Here is a 15261-nt window from a genome sequence, read left to right as displayed (position 1 = left end):
ACCCTTTTGGGTGTTTTTATCGTTGGGATGGGGAAGCGGCGTGCCGCTTCCCCCTTTCGTGTCGGGCCGTCTTAACGGACCGGAGGAGCGTACTGAATTCCGCCCTTGCTCCACAGCGCGTTGAGGCCGCGTTCGATCTTCAGCGGGCTGCCGGCGCCAATGTTACGGTCGAAGACTTCGCCGTAGTTGCCGACTGCCTTGATGACGTTGACGGCCCATTCGTTGGTGAGGCCGAGGTCGGTGCCGATCTTGCTGTCAGCTTCGACGCCGAGGAAGCGCTGAACGTCCGGGTTGGTGGACTTCTTCATTTCTTCGACGTTTGCCTGCGTGACGCCGAACTCTTCGGCCTGGATCAGCGCGTAGTGAACCCAGCTGACGATATCGAACCACTGGTCGTCACCCTGGCGGACGGCCGGACCAAGCGGCTCCTTCGAGATGATTTCCGGCAGGATCATGTGATCGTCGGGCTTGGAAAGCGTCAGGCGCAGCGAATAGAGGCCCGACTGGTCGGTGGTGTAGACGTCGCAACGACCGGCGTCATAGGCCGCGTTCACTTCGTCGAGCTTTTCGAAGACGACCGGGTTGTACTGCAGGTTGTTGGACTTGAAATAGTCGGCAAGGTTGAGCTCGGTGGTGGTGCCGGTCTGTACGCAGACGGCGGCGCCGGAGAGTTCGAGGGCCGACTTAACGTTCAGGCCCTTGCGGACCATGAAGCCCTGGCCGTCGTAATAGTTGACCGGGCGGAAGTTGAAGCCGAGAGCGGTGTCGCGGTTGATCGTCCACGTGGTGTTACGGGCAAGCACGTCGACTTCACCGGACTGCAGGGCCGGGAAACGTTCCTTGGCCGAAGTGGGTGTGTATTTTACCTTGGAGCCATCCGCGAAGATCGCGGCAGCGATCGCCTTGCAATAATCAATGTCGAATCCGCTCCAGTTGCCCGAAGCGTCCGGGGCAGCGAAGCCGGCGAGGCCGGTATTCACGCCGCATTGGACAAAGCCCTTGGCCTTCACGTCATCGAGTGTCGCAGCCGAAGCCGCATGTGCGCCAATCCCCATGACAGCAGCGCCAACGAGGGCTGTCAGAATTCTTCTTGCCATTTTTAGAACCTTTTTCTGTTGTCGTTCGTTCCCGTCTGCACCAGCGCGTCTCCCTGCGCGTGCAGCCTCCGCCACCCTCATGGCGCGAGTGCAATCTATCTCATGCTCAAAATCAATGAGGGTCAAGAGACGTCGCCGATTTTCTGAACTTGCGAGTAAAAAACCTGAAATAAGCCAGAAGTTTAGGCAGGTTTTGCAGAGAACGGGCAATTGCTGGGCGAAAATTCGTCAATGGCTGCTGCTTTCGGTCGCAAAGCGCCTTTGTCGGATTTTGCCACTTGACCGCGGTTGTAGGGCGTTCGAAGAGTTCCGGATCGGTTTTTCAACATCGGAATATTCAATGGCAGACAGCGGCAATGTGAATGGCAAGATGGGTATCAACACCCGACTGGCCCATACCGGAAACAAACCTTCCGACTATTTCGGTTTCGTCAATCCACCGGTCGTTCACGCGTCCACGGTGCTGTTCCCGAACGCCAGGGCGATGGAGACGCGCGAGCAGAAATACACCTACGGCACCCGTGGCACACCGACGACGGATGCGCTCTGTGACGCGATCAACGAGCTCGAGGGAGCTGCAGGCACGATCCTCGTTCCCTCGGGCCTTGCTGCCGTCACCGTGCCGTTCCTCGCCTATCTCTCGTCCGGCGACCATGCGCTCATCGTCGATTCGGTCTATTTCCCGACCCGGCATTTCTGCGACACGATGCTGAAGCGTCTCGGCGTTACCGTCGAATATTACGACCCGATGATTGGCGCTGCGATCGAAAGCCTGGTTCGCCCGAACACGCGCCTGGTTCATACGGAGGCGCCAGGCTCCAATACGTTCGAGATGCAGGATATCCGGGCGATAGCCGACGTCGCGCACCGCCACGGCTGCGTTGTCACCATGGACAACACCTGGGCGACACCGGTCTATTTCAAACCGCTCGACCATGGCGTCGACGTGTCGATCCATGCTTCCACCAAATATCCCTCAGGCCATTCCGACGTGCTGCTCGGCACGGTCTCCGCCAACGCCGCCCATTGGCCGGCGCTGACGGAAGCCATGGTCACGCTCGGCGTCTGCGTGTCTCCGGATGACAGCTACCAGATCCTGCGCGGGCTGCGCACCATGGGCATCCGCCTCGAGCGGCACCAGGAAAGCGCGCTGTCGCTCGCCACGTGGCTGGAAGGCCGTGATGAGGTTGCCCGCGTTCTGCATCCGGCGCTTCCGAGCTTCCCCGGCCACGACCTCTGGAAGCGCGATTTTACCGGGGCGAGCGGCATCTTTTCCTTCGTGCTGAAAGCTGAAAGCCCCGAGCGCTTCAAGGCGAAGGCGCACGCGTTCCTCGATGCGCTGTCGCTGTTCGGCCTTGGATATTCCTGGGGCGGCTTCGAAAGTCTGGCGCTTCACGTTGGCCTGTCGGATCGAAAGGTGGCGTTGGCGCCGACCGAGGGGCCGGTCCTTCGCCTGCAGATCGGTCTTGAGGATGTTGCCGATATTCGCCGGGATATCGAGGCGGGACTTGCCGCAGCAAGGGCAGTCTGACCGTTTTTAGCGTTCGGGAGCGCCGTAGCCGTAGAGCCAATCGAAATCGGCTGCGAGCGCTTCCGGACCCTTCATCGACAGGACGATATCTCGCCCGAGCCGGAACGGGCCGCGGGCGTGGTAGGCGAAGCGGTTGAAAGCGGCGCGGCGGCGCACTTGGGCGATGCGTGGCCGGCGTGTGGCCTCGAAGGCCCTCAGCGCTTCGCTGATGTCGTTTGCGCTGCTGAGGCAGGCTGCAAGTGCGTCTGCATCTTCGATCGCCATGGCAGCGCCTTGCGCCGCAAACGGCGTCATCGCATGGGCAGCGTCCCCGATCAGAACGATCTTTCGTCCATCCTGCCAAGCGCCGTCAGTCACTGTGCAAAGTGGCCAATAGGTCGGCGCGTCGGCGTTTTTCAGCAATGTTTGCAGGCCGTTGTTCCAGGTTGAGAAGGCGTCAAGGTAGTCGCGACGCCTGACTTCGGAATCCTTGCCGACCCAGACGCCGTCGGTTTCCTTGCCTTCGATGATCGCAACCAGGTTGAAGCCGCCAATTTCTCGCAGGGGATAGGCGACAAGATGCGCCCGTGCGCCAAGAAAGGCGGTAACGCGATCCGGCTGCAGAAGGTTGTCGGCGGCAGCGCGCGTGACCGTCAAGCGCCAGGCGACATTGCCCGAAAACTGGACGGTGCCAGCACCCGCAATCGCATTGCGCAGGCGCGACCAGATGCCATCGGCACCGATGATCAGCGCCGGCGTCCGCCCGGTAGTGGAGGCAATCGCCTGTTCGGCCTCGCCTTCGATGCGGTGTCCCAGGTGGAGACGGCAGCGCGGCTCGGCCGTCACGGCGGCAATCAGGATTCGTTGAAGGCTTGCCCGGTGTAACACGCCGTAGGGCGCGCTCCAGCGGTCACGGGCAAAACGCCCCGAGGGAACGCGTGCAAGCGCGCGAAGCGACTTTCCATCGACGAGCGTGATCGCATCCGGCTCGGTCCAGACGGATTCGAGCGCGTCGAGCAAGCCGAGTTCGCTGAGGATGCGCGATGCATTCGGGGAAAGCTGAAGCCCGGCGCCGACTTCGGTCAGAACGGCCGCCTGTTCGATAATGTCGACGTCGAAGCCGCGATGCGCGAGGCACAGGGCCGCCGTGAGCCCGCCGATGCCGGCACCGACGATCGCGACCGCGGTTGACATCCGCGCGGGTATCAGGTCGCCTGGAAGGTGAAGAGACAGCCCGGCGGGTTGGTTTCGGTCGCCTTCAGCTTCGGATTGTAGCGATAGAGCGTCGAGCAGTAGGAGCAGACCTTTTCATTGTCGTCGCCCATGTCGATGAAGATGTGCGGGTGGTCGTAGGGAACGGACGCGCCGGTGCACATGAATTCCTTGACGCCGATCTCGATTGCCTGATGTCCGCCGTCATTCTGGAAATGGGGGATGCTGTGGCCGGCCATGTCATGCTCCGATGTATGCAAGTCTTTGAGGGTCGAATTTGCCGGCACCATAGTGAGCTTTGTTGCAAAAGTGTAGCGGCAAACACGCCGCACCTGTGGTTTTTGCCGGGCCGGGGTTCCCCTCTACGGGACGACAAATTAGGTTGCGCCAAACCGATGCCGCCTCAAGGACCAGAATGATGGATCTCAATCCGCCGCCATTTTCGCACTTCACGCATGAAGGGCTGGATATCGCCTTCTTCGACGAGGGCGATCCTTCCGGTGCGCCGATCCTGCTCGTTCACGGCTTTGCTTCGAGCGCCAACGTCAACTGGGTTTTTCCCGGCTGGCTGAAGACGCTTGGCGATGCCGGTTACCGGGTAATCGCGTTCGACAACCGTGGCCATGGCAAAAGTAGCAAGCCATACGATCCAGCCCTCTACCATCCCCAGCAGATGGCCGGCGATGCGGTCGCACTGCTCGGGCATCTCGGCATCGCAGAGGCGCATGTGATGGGCTATTCGATGGGCGCGCGCATCTCCGCATTCCTGGCGCTTGCCCATCCCGACCGCGTGCGCTCTCTGGTGTTCGGTGGCCTCGGTATGGGCATGGTCACCGGGGTCGGCGATTGGGACCCGATCGCCGACGCGCTGGTTGCGCCGTCGCTCGATGTGGTGACGCATGCACGCGGCCGCATGTTCCGCGCGTTTGCCGACCAGACCAAGAGCGATCGTCAGGCACTGGCCGCCTGCATATCGACGTCGCGTGACCTTCTGACCGCCGAGGATATGGGCCGCATCGACGCTCCGACCTTGATCGGCGTCGGCACAACGGACGATATCGCCGGCTCGCCGCAGGAACTTGCAGACCTGATGCCGAATGCCTGTGCGCTTGATATTCCGGGCAGGGACCATATGCTTGCGGTCGGTGATCGGGTGTTCAAGAAGGCGGTACTCGAATTTCTCGAAGAGGTGGGGCGAGCTTAGGTGTGTCTACGACCTCTGGTCGAACTGTGGCCCGGCCATTTATGTCCTGCCGGATTTCCCCTATATTGAAGGCATCGACCGATTAAGAAGGAGTGCGACGATGGTCGCGACGACCGAACTTCGTCAGACGGAATCCCTCAAGTTGATGGACCCGATCTGGAGCAGCCTGCGCGAGGAGGCCCGTCTTGCCGCCGAGCAGGATCCGATGCTGGCAGCGTTCCTCTATTCGACGGTCGTCAACCAGCATTCGCTGGAAGAAAGCGTCATCTACCGTATCTGCGAGCGCCTCGATCATCCCGATCTGCAGGCGAACCTGCTGCGGCAGACATTTGCCGAAATGCTGGAGGATTGGCCGGAATGGGGCGCGATCCTGCGCGTCGACATCCAGGCCGTCTACGATCGAGACCCGGCCTGCACCCGCTTCCTTGAGCCCGTGCTTTACTTCAAAGGCTTTCACGCGATCCAGACGCACCGTCTCGCCCATTGGCTCCTGAAGCGCGGGCGCCGGGATTTCGCGTTCTATCTGCAGAGCAGGGCATCCAGCGTCTACCAGACCGACATCAATCCGGCTGCCCGGATCGGCCGCGGTATCTTCCTCGATCACGCCACCGGGCTGGTGGTCGGCGAAACCGCTGTCATCGGCGACAACGTTTCAATCCTGCATGGGGTCACGCTTGGCGGCACCGGCAAGGAAGGCAGCGACCGTCATCCGAAGATCGCCGACGGCGTGCTGATCGGTGCAGGCGCCAAGATCCTCGGCAATATCCACATCGGCCACTGCTCGCGCATTGCTGCCGGCTCGGTCGTCCTCAAACCGGTGCCGCCGAAAACGACGGTTGCGGGCGTTCCCGCCAAGGTCGTCGGCGAAGCCGGGTGTTCCGAACCGTCGCGCCAGATGGACCAGATCCTGAGCAGCTTCGAAATTTGAACCATCGGGAACCGGTGCGTAGCTGCTTTCGAGGGGTTTACACCCGCCAATGCAGCGTGCGAGAAGCGCCGCACATCAAAAACGGCTACGGAGAAGACATTTGAAGCCCGAAGAAATCCGCAAGCTTGAAGCCTACCTCAAGCGCACGTTCAACCAGTCGATGGTCGTCAAGGCTCGCCCGAAGAAGGACGAGTCGGCTGAAGTCTATCTCGGTGACGAATTCCTCGGCGTCGTCTTCCGCGACGAAGAAGATGGCGAACTGTCCTACAACTTCTCCATGGCGATCCTTGACATCGACCTCTAAGTCGCTGATCGATGGTTTCAGGAAATGACCCGGTGGCGAGCGATCGCGCCGGGTTTTTCAATGCTTTCATGTTTTTTCAGGGCGTAAAGTCGAAGAATTTTGAACGTCGGCTGCGTTTTTTCATCAAGCTGTTGCAAGTATTGTGTTTTGTTGCACTGCACGCTGGACTTGACTTTTTGTGCGGTGCACATAAACTAAAGCCTTCAGATCAGGCCGTCACTAAGGAGACACCCGATGTTCAACTTCGATGATGCAAACAAGAAAAGCAAAGAAGCCATTGACGTGGCTGTGAAAAGCTATTCCGCCTGGACCAAGGGCCTTCAGGCCATTGCGACCGAGGCTGCCGATTTTTCCAAGAAGTCCTTCGAAGACAGCGTTGCCCATGTGGAGAAGCTCTCCAGCGTCAAGAGCGTCGAGACGGCCTTCGAACTGCAGACCAATTTCCTGAAGTCGAGCTATGAAGGCTTCTTTGCCGAGGCAACCAAGATCGGCGAGATGTATGCCGACCTCGCCAAGGACGCCTACAAGCCGTACGAAGCGCCGGTTGCCAAGGCAACCGCAGCGGTCAAGGCTGCTGCTGCCGCGTAACGCAACGGATCATTGCCGTCATTTGGAAGGCCGGTCGCCGATACAGCGACCGGCCTTTTTGCTGTTTCGCGCACTTCGCGGTGGATCGAAGAAAGTTGATCAATCTTCTGCCTCTCCGTGCGATTATGATTGCAGTGCGTTGGTTCGGTCTTAAAATCTAGAAACGAACCATTAGATAAAGGGCAAGCACGCTGCGGCCACATCAGATGGATCCGCGGCTTGTACTAAGGAAAAGACACGAATGATCGCCATGCCGGTCCGGATGCAGCAAGGAAGCGACGACGAAGGAGGCGGAAGCAATCGCAGCACCTCCGTCATCACGCGCACCAAGCCGAAGACCAAGAAGCCGAGTTTGTATCGCGTTCTGCTTTTGAATGACGATTACACGCCAATGGAGTTTGTCATCCACATTCTGGAACGTTTTTTTCAGAAGAACCCGGAAGAGGCGACTCGCATTATGCTCCACGTCCACAATCACGGTGTGGGGGAGTGCGGCGTCTTTACGTACGAAGTCGCCGAAACGAAGGTGACGCAGGTGATGGATTTCGCCCGCCAGCATCAGCATCCGTTGCAATGCGTCATGGAAAAGAAATGAGGAACTAACGTGCCAACATTTTCGCCCAGCCTCGAAAAGGCGCTGCACCAGGCACTGACTTTTGCCAACGAGCGCCACCACGAATATGCGACGCTTGAGCATCTGCTTCTGGCATTGATCGACGATGCCGACGCAGCGGCCGTGATGGGCGCGTGCAACGTCAATCTCGAGACGCTGCGCAAGACCGTGACAGATTATGTCGACAACGAATTGTCGAACCTGATCACCGGCTATGACGAGGATTCGAAGCCGACCGCCGGTTTCCAGCGCGTCATCCAGCGCGCCGTCATTCATGTCCAATCGTCCGGACGCGAGGAAGTGACGGGGGCGAACGTTCTCGTTGCCATCTTCGCCGAGCGCGAGAGCCATGCCGCCTATTTCCTGCAGGAGCAGGAGATGACGCGCTACGACGCGGTCAACTTCATCTCGCACGGTATCGGCAAACGGCCGGGAAGCTCCGAGGCACGTCCGGTGCGCGGAGCTGAGGAACACGAATCCGAGCAGAAGCCTGCACGCGAAAACGAAGAGGCAAGCGCCAAAAAGCAGCAGGATGCCCTGACGGCCTATTGCGTCAATCTCAACGAAAAGGCGAAGTCCGGCAAGATCGATCCTCTGATCGGCCGCCACGCCGAGGTCAACCGCACGATCCAGGTTCTCTGCCGCCGTTCGAAGAACAACCCGCTCTATGTCGGCGACCCCGGCGTCGGCAAGACGGCGATCGCCGAGGGCCTTGCCAAGCGCATCATCGAAAAGAAGGTGCCGGAGGCGCTCCAGGACGCGACGATCTTTTCGCTCGACATGGGCACGCTGCTGGCCGGAACGCGCTATCGCGGCGATTTCGAAGAGCGCCTGAAGCAGGTCGTCAAGGAACTCGAGGACTACCCGGGTGCGGTGCTGTTCATCGATGAAATCCATACGGTCATCGGTGCCGGCGCCACCTCAGGCGGCGCTATGGATGCGTCGAACCTGTTGAAGCCTGCGCTTTCGTCGGGCGCGATCCGCTGCATCGGGTCGACCACCTACAAGGAATACCGGCAGTTCTTCGAAAAGGACCGCGCGCTGGTGCGCCGCTTCCAGAAGATCGACGTCAACGAGCCGACGATCGCCGATACCATCGAGATCATGAAAGGCCTGAAGCCCTACTTCGAGGATTATCATCATCTGAAATACTCGAACGAGGCGATCAAGGCGGCGGTCGAGCTTTCGGCCCGCTACATCAACGACCGCAAGCTGCCGGACAAGGCGATCGACGTGATCGACGAATCCGGTGCAGCCCAGATGTTGCTGCCGGTCAGCAAGCGCCGCAAGCTGATCACCGAGCGGGAGATCGAAGCCACCGTCGCGACAATGGCCCGCATTCCGCCGAAGACCGTCTCCAAGGACGACGAGGCGGTGCTGGCCAACCTCGAGAAGGAACTGCGTTCCGTCGTCTACGGCCAGGATCTGGCGATCGAGGCGCTTGCCTCGTCGATCAAGCTCGCCCGCGCGGGCCTGCGTGAACCGAACAAGCCGATCGGCTGCTACGTCTTCTCCGGTCCGACCGGCGTCGGCAAGACCGAAGTCGCCAAGCAGCTTGCGACGTCGCTCGGCGTCGAGCTCCTACGTTTCGATATGTCGGAATACATGGAGCGGCACACCGTGTCGCGTCTGCTCGGTGCACCTCCCGGCTATGTCGGCTTCGACCAGGGCGGCCTTCTGACCGATGGCGTCGACCAGCATCCGCATTGCGTGCTGCTGCTTGACGAAATCGAGAAGGCGCATCCAGACCTGTTCAACATCCTGCTGCAGGTCATGGACCATGGCTCGCTCACGGATCACAACGGCAAGAAGATCGACTTCCGTAACGTCATCCTGATCATGACGACCAATGCGGGCGCTTCGGAAATGGCACGGGCCGCTATCGGCTTCGGGTCGTCCAAGCGCACCGGCGAGGACGAAGAAGCGTTGAACCGCCTGTTCACGCCCGAGTTCCGCAACCGTCTCGATGCGGTCATCCCGTTCGCATCGCTGCCGACGCCGGTTATCCATCAGGTCGTGCAGAAGTTCGTCATGCAGCTGGAAACCCAGTTGGCCGAACGCAACGTCACGTTCGATCTGGCGCCCGATGCCATCGCGTGGCTTGCCGAGAAGGGCTACGACGAGAAGATGGGTGCGCGGCCGCTCGCCCGCGTCATCCAGGAGCACATCAAGAAACCGCTCGCCGACGAGATTCTGTTCGGCAAGTTGAAGAAGGGCGGCGTACTGCGCGTGACGATCGGCACGAAGGCCGACGGAACCAAGGGGTTGCTGCTTGATGCCGTTCCGGAAACGGCGCCAATCAGGCCGAAGGCGGAAGTGACCCGCCCCGCGATGAAGAGCGCCAAACCGAAGAAGGCCGAGGAAAAGGAAGCCGTCGGCGCTGAACCGGCACCGAAGGCCAAGCCGAAGAAGGTAGCAACCAAGTCGTCTTCGGACGACGACGGTAAGGCTGCCGGCGAGGCGAGCCCACGAAAGGGCAAGACGGTGCCGAAGGTGCCACGCAAGAAGTAGCCCGATCGGGCATGATGTTTGGCGCTGCCGGATGGTCTCATCCGGCAGCGTTTCTCTGAATGAAAACAATCCCGGAATGACTGATGAAGAGTGATGAAAACGACCAGTCGTCGGTCGTCTGGTTTCTGACTGGGATGCGTGGCCTGTTCAGCCTTCCGGCCTTTATCCTGATGCTGTCCTTCGTCGGCTTCTGTTCCCTGACGGCTCAGGCTGGAATTCCGCCGGAGCAGGTCGTTTTCATGACCGGCATGGTGTGGGCACTGCCGGCCAAGGTCATTCTCGTCAGTTCGATGATGAGCGGTGCCAGTCTCGCGGCTGCTTTCCTCGCTGTGTCGCTTTCGTCTGTCCGGTTGATGCCGATGGTTGCAGCACTCATTCCGGAGCTGCGCACAGCGAAAACGCCGACATGGCTACTGCTGTTCTTGTCGCACTTTGTCGCGATCACCGCCTGGGTCTTTGCCATGGAAAAGGTGCAGGCGGTGCCACGCGAGAAGCGCGTTGCCTTCTTCGCCGGCTTTGGCATCACGCTCGTCGTCGCCAACATGGTGTTGGTCGCCATCGTCTATCACTTTGTCGCCGATTTTCCGCCGATTGTCGCCGGCTGCCTGTTCTTCCTGACGCCGATCTACTTCCTGGCTTCGATCTGGCATTCGGCACGTCATCCGGTGGCCTACATCGCGCTGCTCTTCGGTCTTATCGCCAGTCCGCTGTTCTATTGGCTCGCCCCTGAATTTGACATCCTGCTCGCAGGCGTTGGCGGCGGCACGCTGGCCTGGGCGGTGGAAGGGCTCTGGCGCCGTCGCCGGGAGATCGGCGCATGACCTGGCAGGACGGTTGGTGGGCCTACGCCTTCATCGCGATCGCCGGCTGGCTCGCGACCGACATCTGGCGCTGGCTGGGTGTTATCGCCGGAAACCGGCTGCGCGACGATTCCGAGGCATTGAACTGGGTGAGGGCGGTGGCGACTGCGCTCGTCGCAGCCGTCATTGCCAAGCTCATACTCTATCCGACAGGCGTTCTTGAGCAATCGCCGTTATGGCTGCGTCTGGGAGCCGTCGCGATAGGGGCAACGGCATTCTTCCTGCTTGGCCGCAAACCGGCAATCGGCATAGCAACAACGATCGCAACGTTGGCTGCAGGCCTATGGTGGCTGGGCTTCTAAAGTGCGTCGCGATCTTTCAGATTCACTTGATGCGCTTTAAGCTTTTGTTTTTGCGTATGTCGTTATCGCAAAACCGCTGAACACTTTTGCGGGACATACTTTAGGGGCTCAATACGCAGCCGGTGACGGCCGCTGGTGCGACCGTCAGATTCGCATTTAAAGTGCCTGGCGCACTTTCTCGGCGTTGGCGGCCAATACCGCGCCATCTTCCATCGTGCCGGAATGCGGCTTCAGCGGAATTCCGTCGCGCCGCGGGATAACGTGGAAGTGCAGGTGGAAGACGGACTGGCCGGCAGGAGCCTCGTTGAACTGCATGATCGTCACGCCGTCGGCGTCGAAGGCTTCCTTGGCTGCGACGGCGATTTTCTGAACGGCGGTGATCAGTGCCGGCAGGCTCGTAGCGTCGGCATCCAGCAGATTGCGGGAAGCGGCTTTGGGGACGACCAGTATGTGGCCTTCAGCCTGCGGCATCACATCCATGAAGGCGATCGTCGCATCGTCCTCGTAGACCCGGTGCGACGGGATCTCGCCCCGCAGGATCTTCGCGAAGATGTTGTTGGTGTCGTAAACGCTCATTGTATTTCCTCGTAGATTGGATCCGGCCAGCGCCGAGAGCGGTTCAATCGTCCTGGCGCTCACCTTTGCGGAAAGGGCCGTGTTCGGCAAGAAACTCAGCCGTCTCTTCCACATCCCTTCGTTCGCGAACGAGATAGTCCGAGACCGCCCGGGCGAGGCCGGGATGGCTGATGTAGTGCGCTGAATGCGTCGTGACCGGCATGTAGCCGCGGGCGAGCTTGTGCTCGCCCTGCGCGCCGGCTTCCACGCGTTTGAGGCACTTTGCGATGGCGAAATCGATGGCCTGGTGATAGCAGACTTCGAAATGCAGGAAGGGGTGCTCCTCGATGCAGCCCCAGTGGCGGCCATAGAGCGCGTCGCCGCCGATGAAGTTGATCGCGCCTGCGATATAGCGGCCGTTGCGCCGTGCCATCACCAGCACAATGTCGTCCGCCATGCGCTCGCCGATCAGCGAATAGAAGGCGCGGGTGAGATAGGGGCGCCCCCATTTGCGGTCGCCGGTGTCCATGTAGAACGTGAAGAACTGGTCCCAGATTGCTTCCGTCAGATCGCTGCCGGTCAACCAGTCGATCGTGATGCCGTTTTCGAGTGCGGCGCGACGCTCCTTCTTCAGGGCCTTGCGCTTTCTGGATGCCAGCGTTTCCAGGAATTCGCCGTGCGTGCCATAGCCTTCGTTCAGGAAATGGAACTGCTGGTCGGTTCGATGCAGGAAACCTGCCCGTTCGAATACCGGCATCTCGGCATCCGGGACGAAGGTCACATGCGCCGATGAGGCGTCATGCCGCCGTGCAAGCTCCTTCAGACCTGCCGCAAGCCCGTCCTGTACGGGCGAGCCGTCTTGGCCCGAAACCGTCAGGAGCCTCGGTCCGGTTGCGGGCGTGAAGGGAATGGAGCCTTGAAGTTTGGGGTAATAACGACCGCCGGCGCGCTCGAACGCATCCGCCCAGCCGTGGTCGAAGACATATTCGCCCTGGCTATGGTTTTTCAGATAGCAGACGAGCGCCCCAAGAAGCTCTCCGTCAGCGCCCTCCATCAGCAGGTGTTGGCCGAGCCAGCCGCTTTTGGCCGTGGCCGAGCCCGATTCCTCCAGCGCCGAGAGATAGGCGTGCGAGACGAACGGGTTGTAGACCGCCCCGTCTCGTCCCTTCGCCGCGCCGGAAAGCATGTTCCAGCGCGCCGCCGGTATCTCGGAGAAGGATTGCTCTATGCGGATGGTGACGGCGTCGGACATGAGCTCAGGAAATCAATGCCTCCCGCGGGTCGAAACCCTCGAAGGTCATCTGATCGGCGTTGGCGTAGGTATATTCTTCAGCCTGCCTGTCGCGAACGGTCCAGGTGATGATCGTTCGGCCTAGCGTACGTTCCTTGGTGATGAACGAGTTCGGCAGATGGCCGTAGTGGTAGGAGATGAAGTCGAGGCCGAGTTGCATGGCCTCTTCATGCACGAAGAAGGTCTCCGGCCTTGCCCCCTCGGCGGTCAACCCGAGCGGATAGGGTGCATCGAGCGCTTTCAGATCCTTGAGCAACCAATGGTCGAAGCTCATGAGGGCGACATGGCCTTTGTAGCCTTCGAGCGTTTCCAGGACGGCGGCGGCAAACCCCTCGTCGTCGTCCTTGCGTCCCTTGAGCTCGATGATGAGCGGCACGCGCCCTTTGACGAGCCGAAGCATTTGCGACAGCGTTGGCACCCTGTCCTTCGTTCCGCCGATGGACATCAGGCCGAGCTCGCCGGCCGTCCTCGATCGCACGTCACCCTTGATGCCGCACAGCCGCTCGGTGTCGTCGTCGTGGAAGACGACCGGCACGCTGTCGGCGGTGTATTGCAGGTCGCATTCGATCGCAAAGCCGGCATCAACAGCGCGGGAAAACGCCGAAAGCGTGTTTTCCCAGACTTGCTTGTTCATGTCGTGATAGCCGCGATGGGCGATCGGTTGAGCTTTCAGCCAGGAAATATCTGTCATGCCCGGCACCCGATCACGCGATCTCGATGACCGCGTCGATCTCGACGGCGGCATTGAAGGGCAGGGCGGCCATGCCGACGGCAGCGCGCGCGTGCTTGCCGGCGTCGCCAAGGACGTTTGCAAGCAGGTTGGATGCGCCGTTGAGGACGAGATGCTGTTCGATGAACTCTGGTGTCGAGGCAACGAAGCCGTTGATCTTGACCAGCCGGCGGATGCGGCCGAGGTCGCCGCCAAGTGCGGATTTGGCTTGTGCCAGAATGTTGATCGCGCAGAGTTCGGCGGCGCGCTGGGCGCCCGCGACGTCAACGTCCTTGCCCACATGGCCGGTAACGGCGATCTTTCCGCCTTCCATTGGCAGCTGTCCGGAGATGTAGAGCATCGAGCCGCTGATGACGTAGGGCACATAGTTCGCCGCCGGGGCTGCAGCCTGGGGAAGGGTGACGCCGAGGTCCTTGAGGCGCGTTTCGATCTCTGCGGACATGGAAAGCTCCGTTGTTGTCTTTTGTGTTAAAATCCGGCATTCAGACCGGATCGCAGCGGGATGCGGCATTTAAATGTGGTGACGCCTCGCTTCTGCCGAAAGCTTGTTTATAGCATTGCCGGCGAGTCCAACAGGAGGAAACGGATGTTTCGTAAAGGCTTCGGTCTCGCCAGTTTAGGCAGCGCCTGCTTCGCGGTGATGACGGTTTCGGGCGTCGGTACGGCAAGCGCCAGTGTCCTCGTGCCACATCGGGCGGTCTACGATCTCGAACTCAAAGACGCTTCCGACCGCTCGGGTATCTCCGGCATGTACGGCCGCATGGTCTACGAGTTCAACGGATCGGCCTGCGAGGGGTATACGGTCAGCTTCCGTTTCGTGACGCAGGTGAATACCGGCGAAGAAACGCGCATGACCGACCAGCAGACGACCACCTATGAGGATCTGAAGTCGGGCAACTTCCGCTTTCTGACCCGCTCCTTCACCGACGAAAAGCTCGACAAGGAGGTGCGCGGCACGGCCCATGACGACAAGACCGGCGTCAAGGTCGAGCTGACCGCGCCGGACAAGCGCGAGGTCGAGCTGGCTGCAAGCCGGTTTCCGACCCAGCACATGGTCGAAGTCATCGATCGTGCCAAGAAGGGCGAGAGCTTTTTCGAGGCACGGATCTTCGATGGTTCCGATTCGGGCGACAAGACGCTGATCACCTCGACCTTCGTCGGCAAGTCGCGTAAACCGGCGCCCGATGAGCCGGATGCAGGCAAGGCCGGCAAGCTCGGCGCCGAGAATTATTGGCCGGTCACCATTTCCTATTTCAACGACGACAACAGCAGCGACGCGCTGCCGATCTACCGCATGTCGTTCAAACTCTACGAAAACGGCATCACCCGCGACCTGACGATGGATTACGGCGACTTCGTGCTGAGCGGCAAGCTTGCCGACCTCGAAGTCTTCAAATCGGAGGAATGCAAGTAGTCGATATGACAAAAACAGACTTCAAGTCTTGATTTGTCGGGCAGTAGCCGCTAAGGGGCTGCCCATTCCACACGTGAGGCATGGGATGTTCCGGGAGAAATCCGGATCGTTCCGCCGGTGGGCTTTTCGAAAGATGAGCTCG

General features: G+C 60.3%; 18 protein-coding genes. 11 read left to right on the top strand and 7 right to left on the bottom strand.

Annotated elements, in window-relative coordinates; translation table 11 throughout:
• Positions 1–71: 71 nt before the first annotated feature.
• Entirely contained in the window at positions 72–1097 is a 1026-nt protein-coding gene (locus ASD00_RS04730) for an amino acid ABC transporter substrate-binding protein (RefSeq protein ID WP_025426802.1), read from the bottom strand.
• 340 nt (positions 1098–1437) lie between these two features.
• On the opposite strand from ASD00_RS04730, the gene ASD00_RS04725 reads away from it, so the two are divergent.
• Positions 1438–2628: a cystathionine beta-lyase gene (locus ASD00_RS04725; RefSeq protein WP_025426803.1), complete on the top strand. Its 1191-nt coding sequence runs from the start codon at positions 1438–1440 to the stop codon at positions 2626–2628.
• 6 nt (positions 2629–2634) lie between these two features.
• Here the strand turns inward: ASD00_RS04725 and ASD00_RS04720 are convergent, their stop codons facing one another.
• Both ASD00_RS04720 and ASD00_RS04715 read right to left on the bottom strand, forming a co-directional pair.
• A complete protein-coding gene (locus ASD00_RS04720) occupies positions 2635–3801 on the bottom strand; it encodes an FAD-dependent monooxygenase (RefSeq protein ID WP_057205070.1) in 1167 nt (388 codons plus the stop codon).
• A gap of 11 nt (positions 3802–3812) precedes the next feature.
• Positions 3813–4058 (bottom strand): zinc-finger domain-containing protein, encoded by a 246-nt coding sequence (locus ASD00_RS04715; protein WP_025426805.1) that lies wholly within the window; start codon positions 4056–4058, stop codon positions 3813–3815.
• Between the two features lie 179 nt (positions 4059–4237).
• On the opposite strand from ASD00_RS04715, the gene ASD00_RS04710 reads away from it, so the two are divergent.
• The 9 genes from ASD00_RS04710 (at position 4238) to ASD00_RS04675 (ending at position 11129) form a co-directional block, all read left to right on the top strand.
• Positions 4238–5023, top strand: a complete 786-nt coding sequence (locus ASD00_RS04710) for an alpha/beta hydrolase (RefSeq protein WP_025426806.1) — start codon at positions 4238–4240, stop codon at positions 5021–5023.
• A 100-nt stretch (positions 5024–5123) separates the two neighbouring features.
• Positions 5124–5951: a serine O-acetyltransferase gene (gene cysE / locus ASD00_RS04705; RefSeq protein ID WP_025426807.1), complete on the top strand. Its 828-nt coding sequence runs from the start codon at positions 5124–5126 to the stop codon at positions 5949–5951.
• Positions 5952–6051: 100 nt separating this feature from the next.
• Positions 6052–6255, top strand: coding sequence for a DUF3126 family protein (locus tag ASD00_RS04700; protein WP_003535016.1), 204 nt, complete (start codon positions 6052–6054; stop codon positions 6253–6255).
• A 32-nt stretch (positions 6256–6287) separates the two neighbouring features.
• Positions 6288–6506, top strand: a complete 219-nt coding sequence (locus ASD00_RS39725) for a hypothetical protein (protein ID WP_156585457.1) — start codon at positions 6288–6290, stop codon at positions 6504–6506.
• A complete protein-coding gene (locus ASD00_RS04695) occupies positions 6490–6843 on the top strand; it encodes a phasin family protein (RefSeq protein WP_025426808.1) in 354 nt (117 codons plus the stop codon). The genes ASD00_RS39725 and ASD00_RS04695 overlap by 17 nt, the downstream gene beginning before the upstream one ends.
• 241 nt (positions 6844–7084) lie before the next feature.
• A complete protein-coding gene (clpS, locus tag ASD00_RS04690; protein ID WP_025426809.1) occupies positions 7085–7438 on the top strand; it encodes an ATP-dependent Clp protease adapter ClpS in 354 nt (117 codons plus the stop codon).
• 9 nt (positions 7439–7447) lie between these two features.
• Complete coding sequence (gene clpA, locus ASD00_RS04685) at positions 7448–9967, top strand: ATP-dependent Clp protease ATP-binding subunit ClpA (protein ID WP_025426810.1); 2520 nt, start codon at positions 7448–7450, stop codon at positions 9965–9967.
• An 83-nt stretch (positions 9968–10050) separates the two neighbouring features.
• A complete protein-coding gene (locus tag ASD00_RS04680) occupies positions 10051–10788 on the top strand; it encodes an AzlC family ABC transporter permease (protein ID WP_057205067.1) in 738 nt (245 codons plus the stop codon).
• Positions 10785–11129, top strand: a complete 345-nt coding sequence (locus ASD00_RS04675) for an AzlD domain-containing protein (RefSeq protein WP_038576042.1) — start codon at positions 10785–10787, stop codon at positions 11127–11129. The genes ASD00_RS04680 and ASD00_RS04675 overlap by 4 nt, the downstream gene beginning before the upstream one ends.
• Positions 11130–11285: 156 nt before the next feature.
• Here ASD00_RS04675 and ASD00_RS04670 read toward each other — a convergent pair whose 3' ends face one another.
• From ASD00_RS04670 to ASD00_RS04655, 4 genes are read right to left on the bottom strand one after another with little or no spacing between them, the layout of a single operon-like run.
• Positions 11286–11705 carry an HIT family protein gene (locus tag ASD00_RS04670; protein ID WP_025426813.1) on the bottom strand — a complete coding sequence of 140 codons (420 nt, stop codon included), beginning with the start codon at positions 11703–11705 and terminating at the stop codon, positions 11286–11288.
• 43 nt (positions 11706–11748) lie between these two features.
• The gene (locus tag ASD00_RS04665) at positions 11749–12936 is read right to left on the bottom strand and encodes a GNAT family N-acetyltransferase (RefSeq protein ID WP_057205064.1); all 1188 of its coding nucleotides are present in this window, start codon (positions 12934–12936) and stop codon (positions 11749–11751) included.
• 4 nt (positions 12937–12940) lie between these two features.
• The gene (locus tag ASD00_RS04660; RefSeq protein ID WP_057205061.1) at positions 12941–13666 is read right to left on the bottom strand and encodes a glycerophosphodiester phosphodiesterase; all 726 of its coding nucleotides are present in this window, start codon (positions 13664–13666) and stop codon (positions 12941–12943) included.
• 13 nt (positions 13667–13679) lie between these two features.
• Entirely contained in the window at positions 13680–14147 is a 468-nt protein-coding gene (locus ASD00_RS04655; RefSeq protein ID WP_025426816.1) for a RidA family protein, read from the bottom strand.
• 144 nt (positions 14148–14291) lie between these two features.
• Here ASD00_RS04655 and ASD00_RS04650 point away from each other — a divergent pair, with 144 nt between their 5' ends.
• Positions 14292–15119, top strand: a complete 828-nt coding sequence (locus ASD00_RS04650) for a cell envelope integrity EipB family protein (RefSeq protein ID WP_025426817.1) — start codon at positions 14292–14294, stop codon at positions 15117–15119.
• Positions 15120–15261 lie beyond the last annotated feature (142 nt).

The sequence above is a fragment of the Ensifer sp. Root31 genome, from assembly GCF_001424825.1.
GTDB lineage: Bacteria > Pseudomonadota > Alphaproteobacteria > Rhizobiales > Rhizobiaceae > Ensifer > Ensifer canadensis.
This window is presented reverse-complemented; position numbering and strand designations above follow the sequence as displayed.

What these genes read in the sequence shown, in the direction of transcription:
- ASD00_RS04730 (WP_025426802.1), bottom strand. Translation starts at nt 1,097, where the DNA reads ATGGCAAGAAGAATTCTGACAGCCCTCGTTGGCGCTGCTGTCATGGGG.
- ASD00_RS04725 (WP_025426803.1), top strand. Translation starts at nt 1,438, where the DNA reads ATGGCAGACAGCGGCAATGTGAATGGCAAGATGGGTATCAACACCCGA.
- ASD00_RS04720 (WP_057205070.1), bottom strand. Translation starts at nt 3,801, where the DNA reads ATGTCAACCGCGGTCGCGATCGTCGGTGCCGGCATCGGCGGGCTCACG.
- ASD00_RS04715 (WP_025426805.1), bottom strand. Translation starts at nt 4,058, where the DNA reads ATGGCCGGCCACAGCATCCCCCATTTCCAGAATGACGGCGGACATCAG.
- ASD00_RS04710 (WP_025426806.1), top strand. Translation starts at nt 4,238, where the DNA reads ATGGATCTCAATCCGCCGCCATTTTCGCACTTCACGCATGAAGGGCTG.
- cysE (WP_025426807.1), top strand. Translation starts at nt 5,124, where the DNA reads ATGGTCGCGACGACCGAACTTCGTCAGACGGAATCCCTCAAGTTGATG.
- ASD00_RS04695 (WP_025426808.1), top strand. Translation starts at nt 6,490, where the DNA reads ATGTTCAACTTCGATGATGCAAACAAGAAAAGCAAAGAAGCCATTGAC.
- clpS (WP_025426809.1), top strand. Translation starts at nt 7,085, where the DNA reads ATGATCGCCATGCCGGTCCGGATGCAGCAAGGAAGCGACGACGAAGGA.
- ASD00_RS04680 (WP_057205067.1), top strand. Translation starts at nt 10,051, where the DNA reads ATGAAGAGTGATGAAAACGACCAGTCGTCGGTCGTCTGGTTTCTGACT.
- ASD00_RS04675 (WP_038576042.1), top strand. Translation starts at nt 10,785, where the DNA reads ATGACCTGGCAGGACGGTTGGTGGGCCTACGCCTTCATCGCGATCGCC.
- ASD00_RS04670 (WP_025426813.1), bottom strand. Translation starts at nt 11,705, where the DNA reads ATGAGCGTTTACGACACCAACAACATCTTCGCGAAGATCCTGCGGGGC.
- ASD00_RS04665 (WP_057205064.1), bottom strand. Translation starts at nt 12,936, where the DNA reads ATGTCCGACGCCGTCACCATCCGCATAGAGCAATCCTTCTCCGAGATA.
- ASD00_RS04660 (WP_057205061.1), bottom strand. Translation starts at nt 13,666, where the DNA reads ATGACAGATATTTCCTGGCTGAAAGCTCAACCGATCGCCCATCGCGGC.
- ASD00_RS04655 (WP_025426816.1), bottom strand. Translation starts at nt 14,147, where the DNA reads ATGTCCGCAGAGATCGAAACGCGCCTCAAGGACCTCGGCGTCACCCTT.
- ASD00_RS04650 (WP_025426817.1), top strand. Translation starts at nt 14,292, where the DNA reads ATGTTTCGTAAAGGCTTCGGTCTCGCCAGTTTAGGCAGCGCCTGCTTC.